At 66.9% G+C, this 21,667-nt stretch carries 16 protein-coding genes and 3 tRNA genes; 13 read left to right on the top strand and 6 right to left on the bottom strand.

The annotated features are described in order from the left end of the window. The first annotated feature begins 63 nt into the window (after positions 1-63). The 9 genes from E1J50_RS03625 (at position 64) to E1J50_RS03585 (ending at position 11,731) form a co-directional block, all read left to right on the top strand. Positions 64-148: transfer RNA gene (locus E1J50_RS03625), tRNA-Leu, on the top strand. A gap of 194 nt (positions 149-342) precedes the next feature. Continuing rightward, entirely contained in the window at positions 343-1,734 is a 1,392-nt protein-coding gene (gene tig, locus E1J50_RS03620) for a trigger factor (protein WP_132250496.1), read from the top strand. A 127-nt stretch (positions 1,735-1,861) separates the two neighbouring features. After that, entirely contained in the window at positions 1,862-2,488 is a 627-nt protein-coding gene (locus E1J50_RS03615; protein ID WP_109896380.1) for an ATP-dependent Clp protease proteolytic subunit, read from the top strand. A gap of 243 nt (positions 2,489-2,731) precedes the next feature. Beyond that, positions 2,732-4,003 (top strand): ATP-dependent Clp protease ATP-binding subunit ClpX, encoded by a 1,272-nt coding sequence (gene clpX / locus E1J50_RS03610; protein ID WP_132250494.1) that lies wholly within the window; start codon positions 2,732-2,734, stop codon positions 4,001-4,003. A gap of 280 nt (positions 4,004-4,283) precedes the next feature. Next, complete coding sequence (gene lon, locus E1J50_RS03605) at positions 4,284-6,707, top strand: endopeptidase La (protein WP_132250492.1); 2,424 nt, start codon at positions 4,284-4,286, stop codon at positions 6,705-6,707. Between the two features lie 141 nt (positions 6,708-6,848). Beyond that, a tRNA-Val gene (locus E1J50_RS03600) sits at positions 6,849-6,924 on the top strand. A gap of 379 nt (positions 6,925-7,303) precedes the next feature. Continuing rightward, positions 7,304-9,559, top strand: a complete 2,256-nt coding sequence (locus E1J50_RS03595; RefSeq protein WP_132250490.1) for an ATP-binding protein — start codon at positions 7,304-7,306, stop codon at positions 9,557-9,559. Between the two features lies 1 nt (position 9,560). Beyond that, positions 9,561-10,022: a response regulator gene (locus tag E1J50_RS03590; RefSeq protein ID WP_132250488.1), complete on the top strand. Its 462-nt coding sequence runs from the start codon at positions 9,561-9,563 to the stop codon at positions 10,020-10,022. Next, on the top strand, positions 10,022-11,731 hold the full coding sequence (locus E1J50_RS03585; RefSeq protein WP_132250486.1) for a hybrid sensor histidine kinase/response regulator: 1,710 nt from the start codon (positions 10,022-10,024) through the stop codon (positions 11,729-11,731). Before E1J50_RS03590 ends, E1J50_RS03585 begins: the two co-directional genes overlap by 1 nt. Before the next feature lie 459 nt (positions 11,732-12,190). Here E1J50_RS03585 and E1J50_RS03575 read toward each other — a convergent pair whose 3' ends face one another. Next, a complete protein-coding gene (locus E1J50_RS03575; protein ID WP_132250483.1) occupies positions 12,191-14,278 on the bottom strand; it encodes an ATP-binding protein in 2,088 nt (695 codons plus the stop codon). Continuing rightward, a complete protein-coding gene (locus E1J50_RS03570; RefSeq protein ID WP_132250481.1) occupies positions 14,275-14,460 on the bottom strand; it encodes a type II toxin-antitoxin system ParD family antitoxin in 186 nt (61 codons plus the stop codon). Before E1J50_RS03570 ends, E1J50_RS03575 begins: the two co-directional genes overlap by 4 nt. A 530-nt stretch (positions 14,461-14,990) precedes the next feature. Between E1J50_RS03570 and E1J50_RS03565 the strand changes: the two genes are divergently transcribed. The 3 genes from E1J50_RS03565 to E1J50_RS03560 are packed head-to-tail and all read left to right on the top strand — an operon-like array spanning position 14,991 to position 16,428. Then, positions 14,991-15,209: a hypothetical protein gene (locus E1J50_RS03565; protein ID WP_132250479.1), complete on the top strand. Its 219-nt coding sequence runs from the start codon at positions 14,991-14,993 to the stop codon at positions 15,207-15,209. Continuing rightward, a complete protein-coding gene (locus E1J50_RS27110) occupies positions 15,206-15,463 on the top strand; it encodes a hypothetical protein (protein ID WP_165937769.1) in 258 nt (85 codons plus the stop codon). Before E1J50_RS03565 ends, E1J50_RS27110 begins: the two co-directional genes overlap by 4 nt. Beyond that, a complete protein-coding gene (locus tag E1J50_RS03560) occupies positions 15,460-16,428 on the top strand; it encodes a site-specific integrase (RefSeq protein WP_165937768.1) in 969 nt (322 codons plus the stop codon). The genes E1J50_RS27110 and E1J50_RS03560 overlap by 4 nt, the downstream gene beginning before the upstream one ends. Before the next feature lie 252 nt (positions 16,429-16,680). Here the strand turns inward: E1J50_RS03560 and E1J50_RS03555 are convergent, their stop codons facing one another. The 3 genes from E1J50_RS03555 to E1J50_RS03545 form a co-directional block, all read right to left on the bottom strand. Further along, the gene (locus E1J50_RS03555; protein WP_132250475.1) at positions 16,681-17,571 is read right to left on the bottom strand and encodes a hypothetical protein; all 891 of its coding nucleotides are present in this window, start codon (positions 17,569-17,571) and stop codon (positions 16,681-16,683) included. 208 nt (positions 17,572-17,779) lie between these two features. After that, positions 17,780-18,052 (bottom strand): helix-turn-helix transcriptional regulator, encoded by a 273-nt coding sequence (locus E1J50_RS28470; protein ID WP_132250473.1) that lies wholly within the window; start codon positions 18,050-18,052, stop codon positions 17,780-17,782. Between the two features lie 60 nt (positions 18,053-18,112). Further along, on the bottom strand, positions 18,113-19,288 hold the full coding sequence (locus E1J50_RS03545; protein WP_165937767.1) for a tyrosine-type recombinase/integrase: 1,176 nt from the start codon (positions 19,286-19,288) through the stop codon (positions 18,113-18,115). A 112-nt stretch (positions 19,289-19,400) separates the two neighbouring features. Here E1J50_RS03545 and E1J50_RS03540 point away from each other — a divergent pair. Next, positions 19,401-19,502: transfer RNA gene (locus E1J50_RS03540), tRNA-Val, on the top strand. Between the two features lie 253 nt (positions 19,503-19,755). On the opposite strand, the gene E1J50_RS03535 is transcribed toward E1J50_RS03540, so the two are convergent. Then, entirely contained in the window at positions 19,756-20,622 is an 867-nt protein-coding gene (locus E1J50_RS03535) for a phosphatase PAP2 family protein (RefSeq protein ID WP_165937766.1), read from the bottom strand. Positions 20,623-21,667: the final 1,045 nt, after the last annotated feature.

Here is a 21,667-nt window from a genome sequence, read left to right as displayed (position 1 = left end):
CCCGGCCCCGCATGCTATAGAGCCGCCCTCCGGCGGCCGGAAGCGCGCCGGGTGACGGCGCTCGCGGGCGTGGCGGAACTGGTAGACGCGCTGGATTTAGGTTCCAGTGTCGCAAGACGTGGGGGTTCGAGCCCCTCCGCCCGCACCAGTGCCGCCGACGGGAACGGAATGGCTCCCCCATCGGAAGGCCGGCCCGCCCAGCCGCTCTGAGCCGGCCGGCGATCGGCCTTCGGGCCGGCCCAACCGCGCTTCCCCGCACCGGCCCACGGGACCGCCGCGAGGCCGGTCCGCGCGGGCCTTCGCAGTTTTTGACGACACGGACTTGAGAGCGGAAACACGACGATGCAGGTGACCGAGACACACTCCGAGGGGCTGAAGCGCGAGTTTCAGGTGCTCCTCGCCGCCCAGGAGCTCGAGGATCGCCTGACGAACGAGCTCTCCGGCCTCAAGGACAAGGTGCAGCTCAAGGGCTTCCGGCCCGGCAAGGTGCCGGTGGCGCACCTGCGCAAGGTCTACGGCCGCTCCGTGATGGCCGACGTGCTGCAGAACGCCGTCAACGAGGCCAACCAGAAGATCGTCGCGGATAACGGCCTGAAGCTCGCGCTCGAGCCCCGCGTCGAGTTCCCCGAGGACAAGGCGGTGGTCGACAAGGCCCTCGACGCCAAGGCCGACCTCGCCTTCAAGGTCGCGGTCGAGGTGCTGCCGAGCTTCGAGCTCGCCGACCTCTCGGATGTGAGCCTCAAGAAGCTCGTGGCCAAGCCCTCGGATGCCGAGATCGACGAGGCCCTGCAGCGCATGGCCGGCCAGAACCGGCCCTTCGCCGAGAAGGAGGAGGGCGCCGAGGCCCAGAACGGCGACCGCGTCACCATCGACTTCGTGGGCCGCATCGACGGCACCGAGTTCGAGGGCGGCAAGGGCGAAGGCATCGACCTCGAGCTCGGCTCGGGCAGCTTCATCCCGGGCTTCGAGGACCAGCTCGTCGGCGCCAAGGTCGGCGAGAGCCGCCTCGTCAAGACGACCTTCCCGGAGGCCTACGGCGCCGAGCAGCTCGCCGGCAAGGATGCCGAGTTCGACGTGACGGTGCAGAAGATCCAGGCGCCCGGCGAGGCCAAGGTCGACGACGAGTTCGCCAAGGGCCTCGGCCTCGAATCGCTGGAGAAGCTGCGCGAGGCCGTCTCCACCGCGATCGGCGGCGACTACGAGGCGGCCTCGCGCCGCAAGCTCAAGAAGGAGCTCCTCGACGCGCTGGACGGCAAGTACGCCTTCGACCTGCCCCCGAGCCTCGTCCACCAGGAGTTCGCTTCCGTCTGGGCGCAGGTCGAGCAGGACCTGAAGACCCGCGGCAAGACCTTCGCGGACGAGGACACCACGGAGGAGAAGGCGCAGGCCGAGTACCGCAAGATCGCCGAGCGCCGCGTTCGCCTCGGGCTGGTGCTTGCGCAGGTCGGCGAGAGCGCCGATATCAAGGTCTCCGACGAGGAGGTGAACCAGGCCCTCATCGCCCGGGTCCGGCAGTTCCCGGGCCAGGAGCAGCAGGTCTGGGACTTCTACCGCAAGAACGCGCAGGCGCTCGCCGAGCTCCGGGCGCCGCTGTTCGAGGAGAAGGTGGTTGACCACGTCCTCGCGCAGGTCAAACTGGTCGAGGAGCCCGTCTCGAAAGAGGCGCTGTTCTCCGACGAGGACGGTGAGCCCGAGGCCGACGAGAAGCCGGCCACCGACCAGAAGGCCGAGTGAGCCGCCTCTCCTTCAAGGGACGGCGGCCACCGGTGAGGCGGCGTTAAGCGCCGCCGGTGTTCGCTGAATTTCGCCCGGCCAAGCCTGATTCGCTCGGCCGGGCCCCTTGAAGCCCTGGGGCACGATGATGAGAGATCCGGTCGATTATTATAACAGCGCGCTCGTGCCCATGGTGGTCGAGCAGTCGAGCCGCGGCGAGCGCGCCTTCGACATCTACTCGCGCCTGCTACGCGAGCGGATCATCTTCCTCACCGGCCCGGTCGAGGATTACGGCGCGTCGCTCATCGTCGCGCAGCTCCTGTTCCTCGAGGCCGAGAACCCGAAGAAGGAAATCTCCTTCTACATCAACTCGCCCGGCGGCGTGGTGACCTCGGGCCTGTCGATCTACGACACGATGCAGTTCATCCGCTGCCCGGTGACGACGCTCTGCGTCGGCCAGGCCGCCTCGATGGGCTCGCTGCTGCTGACGGCCGGCGAGCCCGGCCATCGCTTCGCGCTGCCCAATGCCCGCATCATGGTCCACCAGCCCTCCGGCGGCTTCCAGGGCCAGGCCACCGACATCCTGATCCACGCGCGCGAGATCGAGGCCCTCAAGAAGCGCCTCAACGAGATCTACGTGAAGCACACGGGCCGCGACTACGACACGATCCACCAGGCGCTCGAGCGCGACAATTTCATGACCGCGGACGCTGCCAAGGAGTTCGGCCTCATCGACGAGGTCATCCAGAAGCGGCCCGAGCCGGCGGCGGCCTGAGGCGTCCGGCCGGGGTAGCTCCGATGCGCCCCGGCCACACCCCGCCCTCCATGCGTCGAAACGGAGGGGTGGGGCGTTGATAGACCGGCTTGATCGCGGGGCGGCCGCGTGTTTGCATCGCGATTCTGGCCAGTCGGCTCGGCAGAAGCGCGCAGGTGACTGTTTCTTTAGGCGGATGTCCTTACGTTTGAACGATGCGCGTGCGCCCCTGGCTGGCACCGCGCGCATGAATCGGAGACCGATATGAGCAAGACTGGCGGCAACGACTCGAAGAGCACGCTGTACTGCTCGTTTTGCGGCAAGAGCCAGCACGAGGTCCGCAAGCTGATCGCGGGCCCGACGGTGTTCATCTGCGACGAGTGCGTCGAGCTGTGCATGGACATCATCCGCGAGGAGTCGAAATCCTCCCTGGTGAAGTCGCGCGACGGCGTGCCCACCCCGAAGGAGATCCGGCGCGTCCTCGACGACTACGTCATCGGCCAGGACTTCGCCAAGAAGGTCCTCTCGGTGGCGGTGCACAACCACTACAAGCGCCTCGCCCACGCCTCGAAGCACAACGACGTCGAGCTGGCGAAGTCCAACATCATGCTGATCGGCCCGACGGGCTCGGGCAAGACGCTGCTCGCGCAGACGCTCGCCCGCATCCTCGACGTGCCCTTCACGATGGCGGACGCGACGACCCTCACGGAAGCCGGCTACGTCGGCGAGGACGTCGAGAACATCATCCTCAAGCTGCTCCAGGCCTCCGACTACAACGTCGAGCGGGCGCAGCGCGGCATCGTCTACATCGACGAGATCGACAAGATCTCCCGCAAGTCGGACAACCCCTCGATCACCCGCGACGTCTCGGGCGAGGGCGTGCAGCAGGCGCTCCTGAAGATCATGGAGGGCACCGTCGCCTCCGTGCCTCCGCAGGGCGGCCGCAAGCACCCGCAGCAGGAGTTCCTGCAGGTCGACACCACGAACATCCTGTTCATCTGCGGCGGCGCCTTCGCGGGGCTGGAGCGGATCATCTCCCAACGCGGCAAGGGTACCTCGATCGGCTTCGGCGCGAGCGTGCAGGCCCCCGACGACCGCCGCACCGGCGAGATCTTCCGCTCGGTGGAGCCCGAGGATCTCCTGAAGTTCGGCCTCATCCCCGAATTCGTCGGCCGCCTTCCGGTGCTGGCGACGCTGGAGGACCTCGACGAGGCCGCCCTGAAGCGGATCCTGCAGGAGCCGAAGAACGCGCTCGTCAAGCAGTACCAGCGCCTGTTCGAGATGGAGAACGTCGACCTCACCTTCCAGGAGGAGGCCCTCTCCCTCGTCGCCCGCAAGGCGATCGAGCGGAAGACCGGCGCCCGCGGCCTGCGCTCCATCCTGGAGACCATCCTCCTCGACACGATGTACGACCTGCCGGGTCTCGACTCGGTGGAGCAGGTCGTGATCGGTCCGGAGGTGGTCGAGGGCAAGTCGCGCCCGCTCTTCATCCACGGCGACCGCAACAAGGACGCCCCCGCCAGCGTGAGTGCGTGAGCGCACGTTTGAACCTGCGCTAAGTCGCTGGTCGGGCATGCGGAATTCGCAGGCCCGGCCGGCACGAGGGCCCCGGGGCGCCGCTTGAAACAGGCGCTTCCGAGGACCAATTGAGGGACAGCGCAGTGGCCGTACGCTCCCTTCGAGGTGCGGTGCCGCGCCACCAGCCGCAAAGTCCCCAGACATTTCCGACCCTCGCGGCCCGGTCGGCCCCTGGCAGGATGCTTGCTCCTGACGACGGAGGAGCGACTGCCCGGCGTCCATGATGAGGAAGTCAGCCATGACTCAGTCGAAATCGCGTCAGCCGGTCGTTCCGGGCTCGACGGGCGCTTACGCCGTCCTGCCGCTGCGCGACATCGTCGTGTTCCCGCATATGATCGTGCCGCTCTTCGTCGGCCGCGAGAAGTCGATCCGCGCCCTTGAGGAGGCGGTCCGCACCGACCGGCACATCCTGCTCGCCACGCAGATCAACGCGGGCGACGACGACCCGGCCACCGACGCGATCTACACGATCGGCACGCTCGCGAGCGTCCTGCAGCTCCTGAAGCTGCCCGACGGCACCGTGAAGGTGCTGGTCGAGGGCGCCGGCCGCGCCAAGATCCTCGGCTTCGAATCGTCCGAGGAGTTCTACGAGGCGCGCGCCCAGACGCTGACCGACGATCTCGGCGACCGCGTCGAGGCGGAGGCGCTCGCGCGCTCGGTCGTGTCCGAGTTCGAGAACTACGTGAAGCTCAACAAGAAGATCTCGCCCGAGGTCGTCTCCGCCGTCACGCAGATCGACGAGCCCTCCAAGCTCGCCGACACGGTCGGCTCGCACCTCGCCGTCAAGATCGCCGACAAGCAGGCGATCCTGGAGATCCCCACGGTGGCGCAGCGCCTGGAGCGCGTGCTGTCGCTGATGGAGAGCGAGATCTCCGTGCTCCAGGTGGAGAAGCGCATCCGGACCCGCGTCAAGCGGCAGATGGAGAAGACCCAGCGCGAGTACTACCTCAACGAGCAGATGAAGGCGATCCAGAAGGAGCTCGGCGACGAGGATGGCCGCGACGAGCTGGCCGAGCTCGAGGACAAGATCGAGAAGACGAAGCTCTCCAAGGAGGCCCGCGAGAAGGCGACGGCCGAGCTGAAGAAGCTGCGCCAGATGTCGCCGATGTCGGCCGAGGCCACGGTCGTGCGCAACTACCTCGACTGGATGCTCGGCATCCCGTGGGGCAAGCGCTCGAAGATCAAGAAGGACCTGCTCGGCGCCCAGGTGCTCCTCGACGAGGACCATTTCGGCCTCGACAAGGTGAAGGAGCGCATCGTCGAGTATCTCGCCGTGCAGCAGCGCGCCAACAAGCTCACGGGCCCGATCCTGTGCCTCGTCGGCCCTCCGGGCGTCGGCAAGACCTCGCTCGGCAAGTCGATCGCCAAGGCCACGGGGCGCGAGTTCGTGCGCATGTCGCTCGGCGGCGTGCGGGACGAGGCCGAGATCCGCGGTCACCGCAGGACCTATATCGGCTCGATGCCGGGCAAGATCGTGCAGTCCATGCGCAAGGCCAAGACCTCGAACCCGCTCATCCTGCTCGACGAGATCGACAAGATGGGCATGGATTTCCGGGGTGACCCGTCGGCCGCGCTCCTCGAGGTTCTCGACCCCGAGCAGAACGCGACCTTCAACGACCATTACCTCGAGGTCGATTACGACCTGTCGAACGTGATGTTCGTGACGACGGCCAACACGCTGAACATCCCGGCCCCGCTCATGGACCGGATGGAGGTGATCCGCATCGCCGGCTACACCGAAGAGGAGAAGCTGGAGATCGCCCGCCGCCACCTGATCCCGGGCGCCACGAAGAAGCACGGGCTCGACGCGAAGGAATGGTCGGTCTCGGACGAGGGCCTGCTCATGCTCATCCGCCGCTACACGCGGGAGGCGGGCGTGCGCAACCTGGAGCGGGAGATCTCGAACCTGATCCGCAAGGCGGTGAAGGAGATCCTGATCACCAAGGTGAAGGCCGTCGCGGTGACGCCCGACACCCTGCCCGAGTTCCTGGGGCCGCCGAAGTTCCGCTACGGCGAGATCGACCCGGACGATCAGGTCGGCGTCGTCACGGGTCTCGCCTGGACCGAGGTCGGCGGCGAGCTCCTGACGATCGAGGGCGTCATGATGCCCGGCAAGGGCAAGATGACGGTCACGGGCAACCTGCGCGACGTGATGAAGGAGTCGATCTCGGCGGCGGCGAGCTACGTCCGCTCCCGGGCCATCGATTTCGGCATCGAGCCGCCGCTGTTCGAGCGCCGGGACATCCACGTCCACGTGCCGGAGGGGGCGACCCCGAAGGACGGGCCCTCGGCCGGCATCGCGATGGCGACCGCCATCATCTCGACGCTCACCGGCATCCCGGTGCGCCGCGAGGTGGCCATGACGGGCGAGGTGACGCTGCGCGGCCGGGTGCTGCCGATCGGTGGCCTGAAGGAGAAGCTGCTCGCCGCGCTCCGCGGCGGCATCAAGACGGTGCTGATCCCCGAGGAGAACGCCAAGGACATCGCCGAGGTGCCCGACAGCGTGAAGAACGGCCTCGAGATCGTGCCCGTCTCGCGGATGGATCAGGTTCTGGCCCGCGCTCTCGTGCGCCAGCCCGAGCCGATCGAGTGGGACGAGCCGATCCCCGCGGCCAAGCCCGCACGGTCCGACGACGACGGGGCGAGCCTCGTCGCACACTGACCGGATCGAACCCGCACACTGAACGGACGGCCCCCGGAAGCCTCGGCTCCCGGGGGCCGTTCCCGTTTCAGAGGGCCGCAGGCGGGCCGCGCGCACGAAGTGCTTGCGCGGCCGGGGCAGCTTGCTTAACCCGTGCGGCGCGGGCGGTTAGCTCAGTTGGTAGAGCGTCTCCTTTACACGGAGAGGGTCGGGGGTTCGAGTCCCTCACCGCCCACCATAATATCCAATCGCTTAGATCTGCGTCATTTCTGTTTGCACCCCAGATTTTCATTGTTGGGGTGCATTCGGGGTGCAACTAGCTGACCTGAGCGCTGCAGTGGCAGGATCTGGCGTGATCGACCTGCTGCGAGGTCGGGAGCCTCAATTAGGCCACCCATAAGATGTGGTTGCCAGCCTGCTCGCGGTCCTCGCTCGCAGCAACTCGGCCGCGCCCCGATCACGACCCAGCTGCTGATTTCTGTCGGGATGTGACCTTTCGGCCCAGGGGCGGGATGCGCCTGCGAACACACGTCATAGGCAGGCGAACCGTCCGATGTTAAACAATTGGTGATTGTCGAGCTCGCAAGGGCCGCAGCCTTCGCGAGGGAGATCATCGGTTGGATCTACGGAGCGCCGTCACGCCGAGACTTGACCTCACGGCCTGCGATCGCGAACCCATCCATATCGTCGGCAGCGTACAGCCCCACGGGTTCCTGCTCACCCTCGAAGCCGCGAGCCTCGCCATCGTGCAGGCCAGCGCGAACGCGCCGGCCGCGGCGACCGTCGGCGCGAGTCTCGACGCCGTCCTGCCCGAGTTGGCTGCGCTCGTGCGGCACTACCTCGACGACCCGCCCAACGAGGACGGCGCGCTCTACCTGCGGACCGTGATTCTCGAAAGCGGCGCGGCCTCCCAGGCCTACGAGGTCGCGGCGCACCGGGTCGGCGGCCTCGTCGTGCTGGAGCTGGAGGAGATCGCGGATGCCGCGGCCGCTGCCGGGCTCGACGCGCTCACCCCACGGCTGCGCGCCTTCGTGCAGCGCCTGCGCCTCGCCCGGTCCGTCGAGGACCTTTGCGAAATCGTGGCCGCTGACATCCGGCACGTCACCGGCTTCGACCGCGTGCTGGTCTACCGGTTCGACCGGGATTGGCACGGCACGGTGCTCGCCGAGGACGGCAACGGGGTGCTGCCCTCCTACCTCGACCTGCGCTTTCCCGCCTCGGACATCCCGGTCCAGGCGCGCGAGCTCTACCGGCGCAACCGCCTGCGCATCATCCCGGACGCCGGATACGAGCCGGTGCCGATCCGGCCGAGCCTCACGCCCGAGGGCAAGCCGCTCGACCTCAGCCAGTCGGTGCTGCGCAGCGTCTCGCCGGTGCACGTCGAGTACATGCGCAACATGGGTACCGGGGCGTCAATGTCCGTCTCGATCCTAGTCGACGACGTCCTCTGGGGCCTGGTCTCCTGCCACAACCGCGAGCCGCACCGCGTGCCGCTCCAGGCCCGCAACGCCTGCGACATCCTCACCCAGATCTTCGCCCTGCAACTCTCCGCCCGCGAGCGGGGCGCCCAGGCCGAGCAGCGCCTCGCGCTGGGGGCCGTGCAGGCCCGGCTGCTCGGCTTCATGGCCGAAGAGGACAGCTTCGTCGACGGCCTGCTCAATCACCCCGACGACGTCATGGCGCTGGTGAACGCGGCGGGCGCGGCCATCGTCACGGGCGACCGCTGCCGCCTGATCGGGACCACGCCCTCCGAGCAGGAGGTCCGTCTCCTCCACGACTGGCTCTCGGCGCAGGACGAGGCCGCCGAGGTCTTCGCGACCGAGACGCTGTCGGAGCTCCTGCCGGCGGCGGATGCCTTCGCCGACAGGGCCAGCGGGTTGCTCGCCATCTCGGTCTCGAAGAAGTACGCGAGCTACATCCTCTGGTTCAGGCCGGAGGTGGTGCGGACTGTTAAGTGGGGCGGCAATCCGGTCAAGCCGGCCCAGCCTGACCCGGAAGGCGGCCCTGACCGACTTCACCCGCGTAAGTCCTTCGAGACCTGGAAGGAGACGGTGAAGGGCCGCTCACTGCCCTGGTCCGTCCCAGAAGTCGAGGCGGCCAAGGACCTGCGCTCCTCGGTGCTCGGCATCGTGCTGCGCCGGGCCGAGGAGCTCGCGGCGATGAGCGAGGAGCTGCAGCGCTCGAACAAGGAGCTGGAGGCGTTCTCCTACTCGGTCAGCCACGACCTGCGGGCGCCGTTCCGGCACATCGTCGGCTACTCGAACCTCCTCAAGAACCGCGAGGGGGCGAACCTCTCCGACAAGGGCCGGCACTACGTCGAGACGATCATCGAGGCGGCCTTTTCCGCCGGCACCCTCGTCGACAACCTCCTCACCTTCTCGCAGATGGGCCGCCACGCCCTGAACCGTGTCGCCGGCGACATGAACGCCCTGGTCGAGGAGGTCCGGCGCAAGGCGATGCGCGACGTCCTTCCCGAGCGCACGATCCGATGGGAGATCGGCCCCCTCGGTCGAGCCTACGCCGACCCGTTCATGCTGCGCCTCGTGCTTGAGAACCTGCTCTCGAACGCGCTGAAATACACCCGCGACCGCCCCGAGGCGGTCATCGCGGTCGGGCGCCTTCCACCATCGGACGGCGAAGCCGTCTTCTTCGTGCGCGACAACGGCGTCGGCTTCGACATGGCCTACGTCGACAAGCTGTTCGGGGTGTTCCAGCGCCTCCATCGTGTCGAAGAGTTCGAGGGGACCGGCATTGGACTCGCGAACGTGCGTCGCATCGTCGAGCGGCACGGCGGCCGGACCTGGGCCGAGGGCAAGCTCGGTGAGGGCGCGACCTTCCATTTCACGCTGCCCTTGAGGGGGGAAGGACACTGAGATGGCGAAGCTGAAACCCATCCTCCTCGTCGAGGACAACCCGAACGACATCGAGCTCACGCTCGCGGCGCTGGAGGCGGGTCAGCTCGCCAACGAGATCGTCATCTGCCGCGACGGGGCGGAGGCGCTGGACTTCATCTACCGCCGCGGCCCCCATGAGGGGCGCCAAGTCCAGGACCCGGCCGTGATCCTGCTCGACCTGAAGCTGCCCAAGGTCGACGGGCTGGAGGTGTTGGCGAAGGTGAAGGGCGACCCGCAGACCCGGGCCATCCCGGTCGTGATGCTGACCTCTTCGCGCGAGGAGACGGACGTGGTCCGCTCCTACGACCTAGGGGTGAACGCCTTCGTGGTGAAGCCCGTGGGCTTCAATGAATTCTTCGCGGCCATCCAGGAGCTCGGCGTGTTCTGGGCGGTCCTCAACGAACCGCCGCCGCACCGGGGAGGCTGGCCATCGAACGCCTGATGGACGCCGACCGCACGATCCGCATCCTCCACTTGGAGGACAGCGACCTCGACGCGGAACTCGTCGAGGCCGTTCTCGACGACGTCGGCCGGCCCTGCCGGATCGAGCGGGTGATGGACCGCCCCGACTTCTCGGCCGCCGCACAGCCGGGCCGGTTCGACCTGATCCTCGCAGACTACGTCCTGCCGACCTTCGACGGCCTCAGCGCGCTCGGCATCGCCCGGGTGCAGTGCCCGGACACGCCGTTCGTCTTCGTCTCCGGGACGCTCGGCGAGGACACGGCGGTCGAGGCACTCAAGAACGGCGCCGTCGACTACGTCACGAAGCAGCGCCTCGATCGCCTCCCTCGCGCGGTCCTGCGGGCGCTCGCGGAGGCGCAAGCCAAGGCCGGCAAACGCGCGGCCGAGGCTGAGGTCCGGGCGCTCAACGAGACGCTGGAACGCCGCATCGCGGAGCGGACGCGCGAGCTTGCGGAATCGAATGCCGAGTTGCGGATGCAGATCGTCGAGCGCGAGCGCGTCGAGGAGGCGTTGCGCCTCGCCCAGCGGCTGGAGGCGGTCGGGCAACTGACAAGCGGCGTCGCGCACGACTTCAACAACCTGCTCACCGTCATCGCGGGCAACCTCGAGTTCTTAGAGCGTGAGGTCTCCAGCGAGCGCGGGCAGCGGCGGCTGGCGATGATGAAGGGCGCAGCCGAGCGCGGGGCCAGCCTCACGGCGCAGCTCCTCGCCTTCTCGCGCCGCCAGAGGCTGGTGCCGATGCCGGTCAGCCTCAACCACACCGTCGCCTCGATGCGCGACCTGCTACAGAGCTCCATCGGCGGCGCGGTGCGCATCGAGACGACGCTGCAGCCGGACCTCTGGCCGGCGCTCGTCGACGCGACCCAGATCGAGCTCGTCATCCTGAACCTCGCCATCAACGCGCGCGACGCCATGGCGGTGGGCGGCTGCCTCACCATCGAGACCGCGAACGTCACGGTCACCGGACCCCAGACACGTCCCGAACAGCCGGTCCCTGGCGAGTACGTGATGGTGGCGGTCAGCGACACCGGGACGGGCATGCGCCCCGAGGTGGTCAAGCGCGCCTTCGAGCCGTTCTTCACCACCAAGGAGGTCGGCAAGGGGTCCGGCCTCGGGCTGGCGCAGGCCTACGGCTTCGTGAAGCAGTCCGGGGGCGGCATCCGCATCGACACCGTCGTCGGGGAAGGCACCTCGATCAAGGTCTATCTGCCCCGTGCCGAGGGCGCGGTCGAGGAAGGCCCCCAGACTCCGCGCACAGTCGATTGCGGGCCGGGCCACGCCTCTGGCGGCAAACCGGTCGTGCTGGTCGTCGACGACGACTCCGCGGTCCGCGAGGTCACCACCACCCGTCTCGCTGAGGCCGGCCACGAGGTGCGCGAGGCGGCCTCCGGACTGGCGGCTCTGGCGTCGCTGGAGGCGGACCCTTGCGTCGACCTCTTGGTCCTCGACTTCGCGATGCCCGGCATGAACGGGGCGGAGGTGGCGACCGAAATCCGCAAGCGCTGGCCCGGCCTGCCGGTCCTGTACGTCACCGGCTACGCCGACACCGCCGCCCTGATGAAGGGCGGGGCGGTCGGTGCCGACGGCATTGTCCTGAAGCCGTTCCGAGACGGCGAACTAGAGAGCAAGGCCGCCGAGGCAATCGCGAAGCGGCCTCCGTCCGGCGTGCGCTTGGTCTCCGGTGGCTAATCCGTGTCCTGATGTTCCAACGGTAGCAAGGTTGTAAGTCCAGCCTCCTTGAGGCTGGCTACACCATCGAAATCGAGCTTTCAAAATGGAGTAGCAGGCAAGCGTAGCGGCAAAAGCCCCGAGATTCGGGCTGAGGGGCCCACAGGCGGCCACGGAGGGGCTCTCGCTACCCATGCAGCCAAAAGTCATTCGCGGCCGCCCTGAGCCGATTTAGAAGCTCCCGGCCCACAAGGGATCGACCTCAATTTCCCGATTTCAAGGCTTTTTATAATGCACAAGGTGCCAAGCGACAGACGCTCATCGTGAATGGGCTGCAGCGCCTCGCACTCGACTGCCGCATCGGGACCCGCTACCGCTTTACGAACCCGACGTCGGCAGTCACTACCTTGAGCCAGTCGGGATCCCGCTTTTTGCGCTCGTTGGAGTGGTCCACGAGATGGTCGGCGCGCTTGCGGGTGATCAGCGCATGATGATCCGGCTGAGGATGCGGCCGAGCTGGTGGGCTGAGTACGGCTTGTGGAGCAACTCGAAGCCGTGCGCCCCATCCTGAGCCAACACATGGCTGTAGCCCGAGGTCAGCAGCACTGGCAGGTGGGGTAGGCTCCGTTGGAGGATCTTGGCCAGCTCAATCCCGCCCATGCCCGGCATCATCACGTCGGAGAACACCGCGTCGAACCCGGACCCGTCCGGACCGAGCTTTTCTAGTGCTTCCTCGGCATTCGCCGTCCAGGCCGTGCGGTAGCCAAAATCCTCGAGGATCTGCGTGGCGAAGCGACCGACCTCGACGTTGTCCTCCACGACTAGCACGCGCTGACCGTCACCCGTCGGGAAGACCTCACTTTCGTGCGTGGTCGCCGGTTCCCGACGCGACTCGGCCTCGATCTCCGGCAGGTAGAGGGTGAAGGTGGTGCCTCGCCCGATCGTACTCTCGACCGCAATGTCGCCGCCCGACTGCTTGGCGAAGCCGAAGACTTGGGACAAGCCGAGGCCGGTGCCCTTACCGATCTCCTTCGTCGTGAAGAACGGCTCGAAGATCCGCACGAGCTGCTCGGGGGTGATGCCGCTCCCGGTATCGCTGAGCGCTACGGCCGCGAAGGGACCGGGCGCCCCTGCGTGTCCCCGGATCGGCGGCAGGGCACCGGAACAGACCAGTCGCAGCGTCAGCGTCCCCTCGCCGTTCATGGCGTCGCGGGCGTTGACCGCCATGTTCACGAGCGCAGTCTCGAACTGGCTCAAATCGGCCTTCACGAAGCAGGGCGTGTCCGGCACTTCGGCGACGACGCGGATGCGAGCGCCGGTCACGGTATCGAGCATGTCAGCCACGGCGTGCAACTGCGTGCCGACCTCGAACACCTCGGGCTTGAGTGCCTGCCGCCGGGCGAAGGCGAGGAGCTGGCCCGTCAGCTTGGCGGCCCGGTCGACAGTATCGGAGACCGCGTCCATGTAGCGGGCGCGGCGCTCCTCCGATAGGTCCGGCCGGCGCAGGAAGTCGACCGACGAGCGGATGATGGTCAGCAGGTTGTTGAAGTCGTGCGCTACGCCCCCCGTGAGCTGGCCGACCGCCTCCAACTTCTGCGACTGGCGCAGCGCCTCCTCGGCCTGTTCGAGCTGCAGCGTCCGATCGCGCTGCTCGGTCACGTCGCGGGCGACGCAGTAGAGAAGGCCTTCCGCCGGCACTGCTCGCCACGACAGCGTCCGGTAGCCGCCAGCCCGGGTGCGGAAGCGGTTCTCGAACACGAGCGTGCTATGCCCGGCAGCTAAGCGAGCGACCTCGGCTCGTGTCTTCTCGCGGTCGTTGGGATGCTCCAGCCACTCGGAGGTGCGTCCGACGATATCCTTGGCCTCCCAACCCAGGATCATAGTCCAGGCTGGGTTGATGCTGAGCCAGATCCCGTCGCTGTCGGCGACCCCAAGCATGTCGTGACTGACCTGCCAGATCTGATCACGCTCCTGAGTGCGGGCCTCGATATGTGCGGCGAGGGTGGTGTTCAGGGCTTCCAGCGCGGCGCTGCTGGCTTCCCTACTCCGCTCGACGGCCGCGCTGGAGGCGAGGCGGGCATGAGCGTCGAGGTGAAAGGCGATGAGGTCGGCGAACATCTTGAACATGCCCACCACTTCCGGCCGGTCGAGTTGCGCTGGCTTCGGATCGATGGCGCAGAGCGTGCCGAAGAAGGTGCCGTCCGGCAGCACGATCGGTATCGAGATGTAGCTCTGGAAGCCATACATCGCGGGCGTCGGGTGGCCGCAATAGGCTTGGTCCTCGGCCACATGGTTGATGACCACAGCCATGCCGCTCTGGCGGATCTCGTGGCAGATGGTGGTTTCGACCTTCAGCTCGCCATCAGGCTGGAGACCGAACGCGATGTCGTCTTTGACCTGGCAGGCCACCCAGCGGTCCTCAGTGACGCGAGCGACCGCGGCAAAGCCCATGCCGGTGGTGCGGCAGACGACATCCAGGATCGTAGGCACGGCCGGGATGTTCTCGACAGCGAGGATGTCGGACTGGAACCCGTGCGCTGCGGACGGGTAGCTCTCGGGCGTGCTCACCGTGCGGACGGGCGCTTCGTTGCTATTGTGCGCAGCATGGTCTGGTCACGCTCCATCAGGAGACGCAACCCGGCGCGAACAACCTCGCTGGCGTTCGAGTAGTGGCCGGTGGCGACCTGCGAGCGGATGTAGCCCTCGAGTTCCGTGGTCAGGGAGATGTTGCGAGTTGGCGTGCTGGACATGCTGGGACCCTGGCATGCTTCAGCCAGACCGTCAAAGATTGCCAACCCTGAAGCAGCCCCTGGGGCAGCGGTCTTCATTGCTGAAAATAGGTCTTTTGCAGGTTGCGCAAATAAGTGCCCCAACCAATAGGCGGGAGGTATAGGAATAAAAAAATGACATCCATCAAATTATGTATTTCTACAAATTGGATATTATGTCACCTCTTGCGAGAAGCTTGACGGGCGGGGCCGGCCGCGGGCATTCTGACCTCGGATAATGGTTGTGTATCCGGGGTCAGGACCCATAGGCTTGTGGGGCCAGCGCCCTATGGGGAAACGGTCCCGTTGGTTCGGGAAGCAGGGCCCGAGACGAGCATCTCCTTGGTAACGAGATGCTCGGACGAACTCCTCATTCGTAGGGAGGTGCTCGGTGCCAGCGTCGAGACCCCTGGCTCGGCCGCTGACGTGCGGAGGCACAGACGCACCGAAGGACTGACGTACTGACGTACTGACGTACGTGCTGAAGGGCTGCTGGCCGAGGAGCGCGGGCGGTGACCGAGTTGAACGAGACGCCCCTCGAGATGGCGCGCCGGCACGTCGTCGAGGGCGAGGCCCGCTGCGCCCGGCAGGCGGCGCTGGTGGACCGGCTTCGGGCACACGGCCACGACACGGCAGTGGCCGAAGACCTTCTCGCCGAGCTTGAGGCCACCCTCGTGGACATGCGCGAGCACCGGCGTCGCCTGGAGAACGATCAGGGGGATGGCCGATGACCGTGCAGAACGAGCGGGAATTCATGGTCGCGGCTCTCGCTCTGGTCGAGCAGGGCATCGGCCGGACGGAGCAAGCCTGCACGACGATGGTCGTCTGCATCGAGCGAATGCGGGCGGCCGGCCAGGACGCCCGCTACGCCGAGCTGGACCTGCTCCGGTTCGATCAGACGCTCACCCGCCTTCGGAAGACGCGAGGCACTTTCCTGCGCCAACTCCTCCACCGAGACCGCTTTCAAGCCGAGGAGACCCTGTGATCATCTTGCCCGTTCCCGCCGACGCGATCGTCCCCGGTCCCGCCCTCGATCTCGAGGGGCTCGCCGCCCGCGCCGCCGGACTGGCCGAGGGGGCGCGGGCCCAGAACACCCGCAAGGCCTACCGCTCGGACTGGGCGCACTTCACGACCTGGTGTACCGCGCACAGCCTGGAGCTCCTGCCGGCCGCGCCCGCGACGGTCGGGCTCTACCTCGCCGCCCACGAGACCGCGCTCTCGGTGGCGACCCTGACCCGGCGGCTGTCGGCGATCGCCGTGGCCCACCGCATGGCCGGCCATCCGATGGACACCCGCCACCCTGCGATCCGCGACGTGATGCGGGGCCTGCGCCGGGCCAAGGGCGTCGCCCAAGATCACGCCGAGGCCCTGACCGTGCCGCTGCTGCGCCGGCTGCTCGCCACCTGCAGCGACCGCCTGATCGACGTGCGCGACCGGGCGCTGTTGCTGGTGGGGTTCGGGGCGGCGCTCCGGCGCTCCGAGCTGGTCGGGCTTGAGCACGCCGACGTTGCCATCGTGCCGGAGGGCTTACGGGTGACGATCCGGCGCTCGAAGGGCGACCAGGAGGGCGAGGGCGCGGTGATCGCGGTCGGGCGCACCGGCTCCGAGACCTGCCCGGCCGCCGCCTATGCCGGCTGGATCGCGGCCGCGGGGATTTCGGACGGGGCGGTGTTCCGGGGCGTGACCCGGCACGGGCACCTCGGCCCGAGACTCTCGACCGACGCCGTCGCCGAGATCGTGCAGCGCCGAGCCGCCGCGGCCGGGCTCGACCCAGCGTCCTTCTCGGGGCACTCGATGCGGGCCGGGTTCGCGACCTCGGCGGCGCTGGTCGGGATCGAGGAACGCCTGATCATGCGCCAGACCCGACACCGCTCGGCCCAGACCGTGCGCCGCTACATCCGCGAGGGCGAGCTCTTTGCCCGCAATCTCACCGCCGAGGTCGGCTTGTAGCGCATCAAGCGGGGCTCCGCCTCTAGAGCTGTTCCGCTGGCGCAGATCGCATTATCCTCTCCCTGCCAGCCCGCTAGACGGAAGCCGCCCTGCGTGCAGGGGGTCTCTTACCCGGAAGGATGGAGGCGCGCGGGCTGGCCGCTTTCCCTCCCGCTGGAGTGTGGTTCAAGGCGAACGGGCTAATCTTGCCTCGTGGGTTTTCCACCCTGAAGGACTGGCAGGATGCACGGCTGGGAGTAGCCTCCCTGCCGGTCAGCCGGATCGAGGCGGAGGGTAGCGTGAGGAGGCACACGCGGCTTCGCGCCAGATCTTCGGGGGCCGACCAACCCGGCCTTTCGAGGGCTTCGGCTTGGGGACGCGGAAGAGCGGGCGCACTGGGTTCAGGTTCGTGGACCAGAAGACTCGCGCTCCGTAGACTGGGCCGCTGAAGCGGTGCGGGAAGCCGTACTTGTGGGCGTAGCGGGCCGAGACCGCCTTCAGGCTGTAGGTGCTGGCGTCGCCGATTTCGCCACCAGGGAGGCGAACCCGGTCTGGACTGGCTACCTTCACCTTCGCCTCGATCGTCGTGTAGCGGCCGTGCAAGTAGCTCTTCAGCCTCGACCGCCCGCGCTTGGTACCGCAGTGGATCAAGAGATGGATGTGCTCGGAGATCCCGGCCTCGTCGCCGTAGTCGGCCTCCCGCGTCATCAGGTAGGCCAGCTCGGGCATGTCGTCGTTGGCGGCGTAGAAGGATCGGGTCCGCTTCAGGAAGAGGGCGGTCTGCCGATCGCGCTCCTCGGGCGTCATCGTCCTGAAGGCCGCCGGCCGCAGCGTCACCGCAGTGTCGAGGCCTAGGCCGATCTCCCAGGAGCGGTTGAAGGCGATCCGGGCCTGCTCGTAGTCGAGCGGGTGGATGCTGGTGAGCGTGGTCTTGCAGCGGAGATCCGCCTCCCGGGGCTTGTGGCGCTCGTATGTGCGCTTGACCGGGACCGATCCCTCAAGGTCATCGTTCGCGGTCTGCGGAAAGCTGAAGTGGCTTATACCAAGGGGCGCCCGCGCGCCTGCGCGCGAGGGAGATCGGACCTCGCACCTACCAAGGTGTTGATCTTCTACAGCAATATTGATCGGGTGGTGGACCTCGTCGGCCCTGGATGCGTCAGACACCGGATTTCGATTTTCTCGTGCTCGAAATGCCCAAAAGCCCACGACGATTGTCGGCACATCTCCGACCATCGTCGAACACATGTTGCGGCCTGAGCGAATCGCGGGCGCTCCCGCTGTGCTACGTGAAAGCACGAGCTCACCCGGATCAGGAGCGCGCACGGTGGCGCGTCCACGACGCGGGATAAGCTCTGCTGATGACCGGCCCTAGTTAGGTGCCCTTGGGATGGTTGTCGTTCTTCGCCCGTGAAGCCTTGAACTCGTGCCACGGCAAGTCAGCCTCTCGGCTGTCGAGCCAGTCGAGGAGGTCACCGACTCTCCAGCCGAGTTTGCGTTCAGAGAGCCGCAAAGGAGCAGGGATCGCCTGCTTTTTCCTCATGCGGCGAAGGGTAGGCACAGACACACCGCACAGGTCGGCAGCGTCTTTCGTGCCGAGGACGCGATGGCGGAGGAGTTCGGGAAGAAGGTGCGCAGGAGGGGGCATCGGCCTTAAGGATTTATTAACGATGCCAATACGGATGATATCAGGCTAGTTAATTAAGCATCACGGAGTCGGCTCCGGATCGCCAGCTGCGACGATCCTGCTCACTTCGGCAGCCCACCGCTCGAGAGCATCGCGCTTCTCGGTGCGATAGACGGCGCGGTTGTAGATCCCGGCCACCCCCGCCTTGTGGCCAGATACGTGACTGAGCACCGCCTCGATCACATGCGGGAGCACACCGATGTCGGCCATGCCGGTTGCTGTCGAGCGCCGCAAATCGTGGATGCGCCATGGCAGCAGGGACACCTGTCGATCAAGGGCGGCTTTGCATTTCGAGAACCCGGCAAAGCCGCCGCTACCAGTCCCAAAGACTAGGTCGCGGCCGACTCGGCTGGGGATCGCGCGCAGAATCTCGAGGGCTGGATCCGGTAGCGGCACTTCATGTTTCTGCTTGTTCTTCATCCGGATCGGCGGCAGCAGCCAAGTGCCTTCCTCCAAATTCAATTCGCTCCACCTCATCGCGGCCACTTCGTCTCTGCGTTGGCCGGTCAGGATCAGCAACTTGATGATCCGGCCAAAGTCGTTGTTGGCCAGCGTCCGCCAGACTGCCGCCAGCTCGGCTGCTGATAGTACGCGGTCTCGACGAACTTCGTGAGCAGGCGCCTTTGTGCCCACTACAGGGTTTGCATCGACGATGCCCTCGGCGATGGCCCAGGCATATGCCGACGAAAGGCACCTTCGGGCACGAACGGCAGCTTGAGGGCCCGACTCCTGAACGATTTCATGCAGTCGCGCGGCAACATCGACGCGCCGTAAGTCTCCCAACGGTCGTTCGTGCAACGGCTTCCAGTGGGTGTTGATGTGCGTCTTCAGGTTCGCGAGAGTCGAGTGCCGTGCGTGGCGCTCCTGATGCTTCTGGTACCGCGCGAGCGCATTTCCCAGCGTGATGACCGGCTGAGTACGTTGTTCGCGTCTGGCTAAGCCTGGATCTTCACCGAGGGCGGCCTTCGCGAGCCGTTCTCGAGCCGCTTTTCGGGCCTCTGCGATGTCGACGACATCGGCGGCGGCGATTGTGAACAGCGACGACTTTCCGCCTGCTCGAGGGGGGCGGATCACCCACGTCCTGCGTCCGCCGCGGATTCGGTATCCGAAGCCGGGGAGTTCGCTGTCCCAAACGACGCGCTCGCTCTGCCCAGGTTTGAGCTCGATGGTGGCAATGGCCGCCTTGGTGAGCTTCATGACGTTCTCTTCAGATGCTCGACGTCCCATCCAGGCAAGCTCGGGGTGCAAATGGGGTGCAATGGTATGAGTAGATCTGATCACTCCTGGCACGTATGTGAGAGGGTCTCAAGAGCGATTTCAGCTTGGGGTGCACCAAAGATCGCAAATGATACTACAGCAACTCTCCTTTACACGGAGAGGGTCGGGGGTTCGAGTCCCTCACCGCCCACCATATTTTGCAAGGACTGAGCCGAAAGTGCTGTCGAACTTCGCCCCGGGCGGCTTCCGCCAGCCGAGATGAACGCCGTCGAGGCCCTCGTCCACATCCGCGCGCGGTCCGAGACTGAGCTACGCCGACGGCGAGAAGCCCGTTGACGCGATCTTCGACATGATCCGCGTCCTGGTCGGCAAGGTGCTCGAGTGCCCGAACGCAGCGCGGGCTGCTCGTGGAAGCCGCGGGAGAGCCGTCGCTGCGATCGGCCGGCCTAGCGGCCCGCGAGCCCGCTCCGCATGCCCGGCGCCCCCTCAGCCGCTCCTGCGTTTGTGATCGCCACTGCCACGATGGGTGAACGGACCGCGTAGAGGGCGTTGGTGAGGACGATCGCGATCCAGGCCACGAGGCCGCCGGCAAGGCAATCCAGGATGTAGTGGTCACCATTCGGAATCGCCGTGAGCATGAAAATCACGCCGGCAGGACCCAGCACAGGGCGCGCCCACCAAATGCGCCGGGTCCAGTAGACGATCAGCAGACCGAGGCCGACATGCAGCGACGGGCAGGTGATCAGGCCGCCCATTCGCTCCGGCATCACCCTGATCAGGCCCTCGCGAACCGCGAAGAACTGGTCGAGGGGCGTGGCGCCCGTCGCCATCTTGGCCATTTCCGGGTCGAGGAGTGTGACTGCGCTGGTCGCGGGGACGAGTCCTCCGATGAGGCAGGTGATCATCACGGTGATCAGGAGCGAGGCGAGATAGCGCTCGCCGATCCGCTCTGAGCGGCGCGCCAGGAGGCCCACCACGAAGGTCGCGAGGGTCGCCTCTCCCAACAGACCGTAGACCCAGGTGAGGGCTCCGTAGACGGCCGGGAAGCCCGTATACCAGTGCATGAAGGCCACGTAATCGAAGCCGAGCAAGCGGTCGAAGGCCAGGAAAACGTCATCCTGCAATGGCCACGCGAAAGCATTCATGGCGAATTGCAGCCGACCGCCCATGCGCTGGCAAAGAAAAACGATCACCCAAGCCTCGTAGATGCGGCCCGGCATCAGGAGCAGCGGGTAGCGCCGCGCCACGACGGGCAGCCGATAGGCGAGGCTGAACAGAAGCGGCACGGCATCGACTTCATTCCAGCCGATCATTTCGAAACCGCTCGCCAGACAAGCAGCGTCGCTCACGAGAGCGAAGACGATTAGTACAATGTAGAATTGCAAAAGCATCGTATATTACCCGAAATCTGGGAAAATATAAGGCTCAGCATTTAAGGAAGTGGGATGTACTGGCCGACGAACTCGCCGCATTGGGCGCGATTGCTGTTCAATGCGGCCTGCCGACGCGCGAGCGCGCCGAGAGGGCCGCGCGCATCTGCGCGGCGCCGGCGCGGTGCGGATGGACGGGGGGTGGGACAAAGCCGCTGCCGAAGTGGCGGCGGGCTCCCGAAACGACGAAAGCGCCCCCGCCGAAGCCGGGGGCGCCTGAGGGTGTGGACGGGTGTGGAGAAGCTGTGGATCAGCGGTTGGCCGTGATCGCCTTCAGCGCGGCCTCGCGCATCTCGCTGTGCACGCCAGACACCCTTATCGTCGAGCCGAACGTCGGAGAGACCGGCCGATGGGCCGACCCGCCACACGCAAACCCGGCTTCGACGATGCCCGGATCGGCGAGGGTCGGGCCGCCGCCCGGATAGGGGGCCGCCAGTCAGGCGCCGGATCGCGTATCGCAGCCAAACCGCTCAGAGGCCGCCCAGCCTTCGTGCGCCGGCCGCCGGGGCGTGACGGTCAGGGGGCTGCCGTCGCAGCCGCGAAGTCGACGAGGCCGGCGTCGGTGAGATTGACCCGTCCGGGGGCGCGGCGCGCAGGATCTCGCGGACGGTCGTTCACGCCCAGCGATGATTGATCAGCCGGCACACGCGCTCGAGCCGCCGCGCGGCCCGATCCGGCGGCCGACTGCTACAGGAGGGCTCCAAAGGGCCTCTCGCAGCGGCGAAGGCAGAGGATGACCCAGTAACGCCAATCCTTTACAGGGAGAGGGTCGGGGTTCGAGTCCCTCACCGCCCACCATCGGGATGGGCTCCTGGATCAGGCTTCCCGCGGGGGGCCGAAGCGGGTCCGGCGCGGGCCCGAGAGGCTCCGCGCCGCGTTGGCCCCTATCCGACATCCCGGACCCGTTCGCCGGATCGGGCCGCAGCAG

Origin of the sequence: Methylobacterium segetis, from assembly GCF_004348265.1 — a bacterium.
Lineage (GTDB): Bacteria > Pseudomonadota > Alphaproteobacteria > Rhizobiales > Beijerinckiaceae > Methylobacterium > Methylobacterium segetis.
The sequence above is the reverse complement of the archived record's forward strand: the minus strand, read 5'-3'. Positions and strand labels throughout refer to the sequence as shown.

Excerpts from the sequence above, each read along its gene's own strand:
- E1J50_RS03590 (WP_132250488.1), top strand. The coding sequence starts at position 9,561 with ATGGCGAAGCTGAAACCCATCCTCCTCGTCGAGGACAACCCGAACGAC.
- E1J50_RS27110 (WP_165937769.1), top strand. The coding sequence starts at position 15,206 with ATGACCGTGCAGAACGAGCGGGAATTCATGGTCGCGGCTCTCGCTCTG.
- E1J50_RS03545 (WP_165937767.1), bottom strand. The coding sequence starts at position 19,288 with ATGAAGCTCACCAAGGCGGCCATTGCCACCATCGAGCTCAAACCTGGG.
- E1J50_RS03585 (WP_132250486.1), top strand. The coding sequence starts at position 10,022 with ATGGACGCCGACCGCACGATCCGCATCCTCCACTTGGAGGACAGCGAC.
- E1J50_RS03615 (WP_109896380.1), top strand. The coding sequence starts at position 1,862 with ATGAGAGATCCGGTCGATTATTATAACAGCGCGCTCGTGCCCATGGTG.
- tig (WP_132250496.1), top strand. The coding sequence starts at position 343 with ATGCAGGTGACCGAGACACACTCCGAGGGGCTGAAGCGCGAGTTTCAG.
- E1J50_RS03535 (WP_165937766.1), bottom strand. The coding sequence starts at position 20,622 with ATGATCGGCTGGAATGAAGTCGATGCCGTGCCGCTTCTGTTCAGCCTC.
- clpX (WP_132250494.1), top strand. The coding sequence starts at position 2,732 with ATGAGCAAGACTGGCGGCAACGACTCGAAGAGCACGCTGTACTGCTCG.
- E1J50_RS03570 (WP_132250481.1), bottom strand. The coding sequence starts at position 14,460 with ATGTCCAGCACGCCAACTCGCAACATCTCCCTGACCACGGAACTCGAG.
- E1J50_RS28470 (WP_132250473.1), bottom strand. The coding sequence starts at position 18,052 with ATGCCCCCTCCTGCGCACCTTCTTCCCGAACTCCTCCGCCATCGCGTC.
- lon (WP_132250492.1), top strand. The coding sequence starts at position 4,284 with ATGACTCAGTCGAAATCGCGTCAGCCGGTCGTTCCGGGCTCGACGGGC.